Annotated in this window: 5 protein-coding genes; 2 read left to right on the forward strand and 3 right to left on the reverse strand. The window is 74.7% G+C overall.

The annotated features are described in order from the left end of the window. From H1A17_RS33800 to H1A17_RS33810, 3 genes are all read right to left on the reverse strand, one after another. Nucleotides 1-523: PH domain-containing protein (locus H1A17_RS33800; protein WP_194823788.1), on the reverse strand; the 523-nt coding region annotated here is incomplete at its 3' end. 170 nt (nt 524-693) lie between these two features. Further along, complete coding sequence (locus tag H1A17_RS33805) at nt 694-1,212, reverse strand: PH domain-containing protein (protein WP_240762285.1); 519 nt, start codon at nt 1,210-1,212, stop codon at nt 694-696. After that, complete coding sequence (locus H1A17_RS33810; protein ID WP_145920811.1) at nt 1,209-1,439, reverse strand: hypothetical protein; 231 nt, start codon at nt 1,437-1,439, stop codon at nt 1,209-1,211. The genes H1A17_RS33805 and H1A17_RS33810 overlap by 4 nt, the downstream gene beginning before the upstream one ends. Nucleotides 1,440-1,684: 245 nt before the next feature. On the opposite strand from H1A17_RS33810, the gene H1A17_RS33815 reads away from it, so the two are divergent. Next, nucleotides 1,685-2,791 (forward strand): MoxR family ATPase, encoded by a 1,107-nt coding sequence (locus H1A17_RS33815; protein ID WP_145920810.1) that lies wholly within the window; start codon nt 1,685-1,687, stop codon nt 2,789-2,791. After that, nucleotides 2,770-3,247 (forward strand): DUF58 domain-containing protein (locus H1A17_RS33820; protein ID WP_194823789.1); only part of this gene is annotated, 478 nt, incomplete at its 3' end. The genes H1A17_RS33815 and H1A17_RS33820, both read left to right, overlap by 22 nt.

Raw genomic sequence — 3,247 nt, forward strand, 5'->3', positions numbered from 1 at the left:
CGGGGCCGGTGGCCGCGCCGTCGGGCAGGCCGGCGGCCACGGCGAGCAGCCGTTGCCGCAGCCGGGCCGCGTCGGCGACCGAGAGGTACGCCAGCGGCGCCTCGGTCTTGCCGCCGCCGACCACCTCCAGGCGCAGCTCGGCCAGGCCGGTGAGCTGGGCCAGCAGGGGGCGGACCACCTCCACGGCCTGCAACCGTTCCAGCGGGATCGCCCGGGTCCGCCGCCACAGCAGCCCCTCGTGCACCCGTAGTTCCCGCCCGACGATGTGGTAGCCGGTGTTGTACCAGCTCACCACCGCCAGCACGGTCGCGCCGAGGGCGAGCACCGCCACCAGCACCGCGAACCAGCCGAAGCCGACCCGGGACAGCGTCGACCAGGAGAGCCCGGCGATCACCACGACCAGGGACTTCGCCCCCTGCAACACCGGGCTCAGCGGGTGCAGCCGCTGCCGTGGCTCGGCACCGGCCGGCCCGCCCGCCCCTGCCGGCGGAGCGTCGGTGGCCGCCGGGACGTCCGTGGCCACCGGCGGATGCGGCGCACGCGGAACAGCGGGACCCGTCGGGGCGGCCGGACCCGCCGGGACATCCGGAGCGGGGACATTCGGGGCCGCCGGAACGTCCGGGGCCGCCGGGAGGTGCGCCGGGGCGTCCGGGTGCGTCGGGTGGGGTGCGCCGGGGCCGGGGGGACCGTCGGTCACAGCCCCTCCGCCCGGTCCTCGCCGAGGGCGGTGAGCCGGTCGCGCAACCGGGCCGCCTCGGCCGGCCGCAGGCCGGGCACCCGGGCGTCGGTGGCCGCCGCGGCGGTGTGCAGCTGCACGGTGGCGAGGTCGAAGGCGCGTTCCAGCGGACCCGCGCTGACGTCGACGAACTGCATCCGCGAGTACGGCACGATGGACAACCGGCGGACCAGCAGCCCGTGCCGGACCAGCAGGTCGTCGGCGCGTTCGGCGTACCCCCAGGCGTGGACGGCGCGGACGATCGTCACCACCCGCCAGCCGCCGCCGAGCAGCACCACGGCGCAGCCGGCACCGAACAGCCAGTGCCCGGTGAACGCCCAGCCCAGCGCCAGCCCGACCAGCAGCACCGCCAGGCCCATCGCCAGGCGGAGCAGTTCGACCCAGATCAGGTCGGTCGAGATGGGCTGCCAGTGGACCGTGTCCGGCCAGGGTTCCAGGGCGCTCACCGGGGACTGGGGTGGCTCGGCAGCGTTCACGCTTCGAGGGTATGCGATCCGGGGAGCGCGGTGACCTCACGGAGGAAGCCGCGGGCGTCGAGGAAGTCGCCGAGGCTGCCCCGGTGGGCCGGGCAGGCGAGCCAGGTCTTGCGCCGCTCGGGGGTGTGCAACCGGGGATTGTTCCAGCGCAGCGCCCACACGGCGGGCGCGCGGCAGCCCCGGGACGAACAGACGGGTGCCCCGCCTGCGGGGGTGGGATCGGTCACCAGGGGAGTGTAGGCGCGCGCCGGGACCGGAGAAGATATGAGCGCCGGGCGGCCACGGGGGGAGCCGCCCGGCGACGGGGTGAATCGTACACGTGGCAGACCCCTTCGTGTCCAGCCTCGTTCAGCGATTCGGCGATCCGGACGGCGTACCCGAAATCGGGTTCTCCCCACCTCGGCTCTCAGCCGGGCATGCGAGTCTTGTTACCGCACCACGCCACGACGACCGATCATGCTGTGGAGGACCGGTGGCCCAGCCGACCACGCCCGACGCCCCGACCCCGAACGGGACGGCCCCCGAGACACCCGCGACGGTGACCACCCCCGCCCAGGACGCCACGCTGCTGGAACGGGCCCTGTTCGAGATCAAACGGGTGATCGTCGGCCAGGACCGGATGGTGGAGCGGATGTTCGTGGCGCTCCTGGCCCGGGGGCACTGCCTGCTGGAGGGGGTGCCCGGGGTGGCGAAGACCCTCGCGGTGGAGACGATGGCCCGGGTGGTGGGCGGGCAGTTCGCCCGGGTGCAGTTCACCCCGGACCTGGTGCCGGCCGACATCATGGGCACCCGGATCTACCGGCAGTCGAGTGAGAAGTTCGACGTCGAGCTGGGCCCGGTCTTCGTGAACTTCCTGCTCGCCGACGAGATCAACCGGGCCCCGGCCAAGGTGCAGTCGGCGCTGCTGGAGGTGATGAGCGAGCGGCAGGTCTCGATCGGCGGCCAGAGCCACCGGGTGCCCGACCCGTTCCTGGTGATGGCGACCCAGAACCCGATCGAGCAGGAGGGGGTGTATCCGCTGCCGGAGGCGCAGCGGGACCGGTTCCTGATGAAGATCGTCGTCGGGTACCCCACCGACGCCGAGGAGCGGGAGATCGTCTACCGGATGGGGGTCGCCGCGCCCGAGCCGGCGCAGGTGTTCACCACCGACGACCTGCTCGCCCTGCAACGCAAGGCCGACCAGGTCTTCGTGCACAACGCCCTGGTCGACTACGCCGTACGGCTGGTGCTGGCCACCCGCAGCCCCGCCGAGCACGGGATGCCCGACGTGGCCCGGCTGATCCAGTACGGGGCCAGCCCGCGCGCCTCGCTCGGCCTGGTCCGGGCCACCCGGGCGCTGGCCCTGCTGCGCGGCCGGGACTACGCGCTGCCCCAGGACGTCCAGGACATCGCGCCGGACATCCTGCGCCACCGGTTGGTGCTCAGCTACGACGCGCTCGCCGACGACGTACCCGCCGACCACGTGGTGCACCGGGTGATGTCGACCATCCCGCCGCCCTCGGTCGCGCCCCGGCAGCAGGCGTCCCCACCGCCGGTCAGCGGCCCGCCGGCCGCCGGCTGGCCCGGGCAGCACCCGTGACCGCACCGGTACGCCCGGCCGACGCCGGTGGGGAGCGGACCGAGGCGGTGCTGTCCCGGCTGCAACTGCTGGTGACCCGCAAACTCGACGGGCTGCTCCAGGGCGACTACGCGGGTCTGCTGCCCGGTCCGGGCAGCGAGGCGGGGGAGTCGCGCGAGTACCGTCCCGGCGACGACGTACGCCGGATGGACTGGCCGGTGACGGCCCGCACCACCACCCCGCACGTGCGGCGTACGGTGGCCGACCGGGAGTTGGAGACCTGGCTGGCGGTGGACCTGTCGGCGAGCCTGGACTTCGGCACCGGCCGGTGGCTCAAGCGGGACGTGGTGGTCGCCGCGACCGCCGCGCTGACCCACCTGACGGTACGCGGCGGCAACCGGATCGGCGCGGTGATCGGCACCGGGGCCCCGCCGCCGGCCGCACCCGCCCGCCGGTGGCGGTCCGCGCCGCCGGCAC

The organism is Micromonospora sp. S-DT3-3-22, assembly GCF_015354745.1.
GTDB lineage: Bacteria > Actinomycetota > Actinomycetes > Mycobacteriales > Micromonosporaceae > Micromonospora > Micromonospora wenchangensis.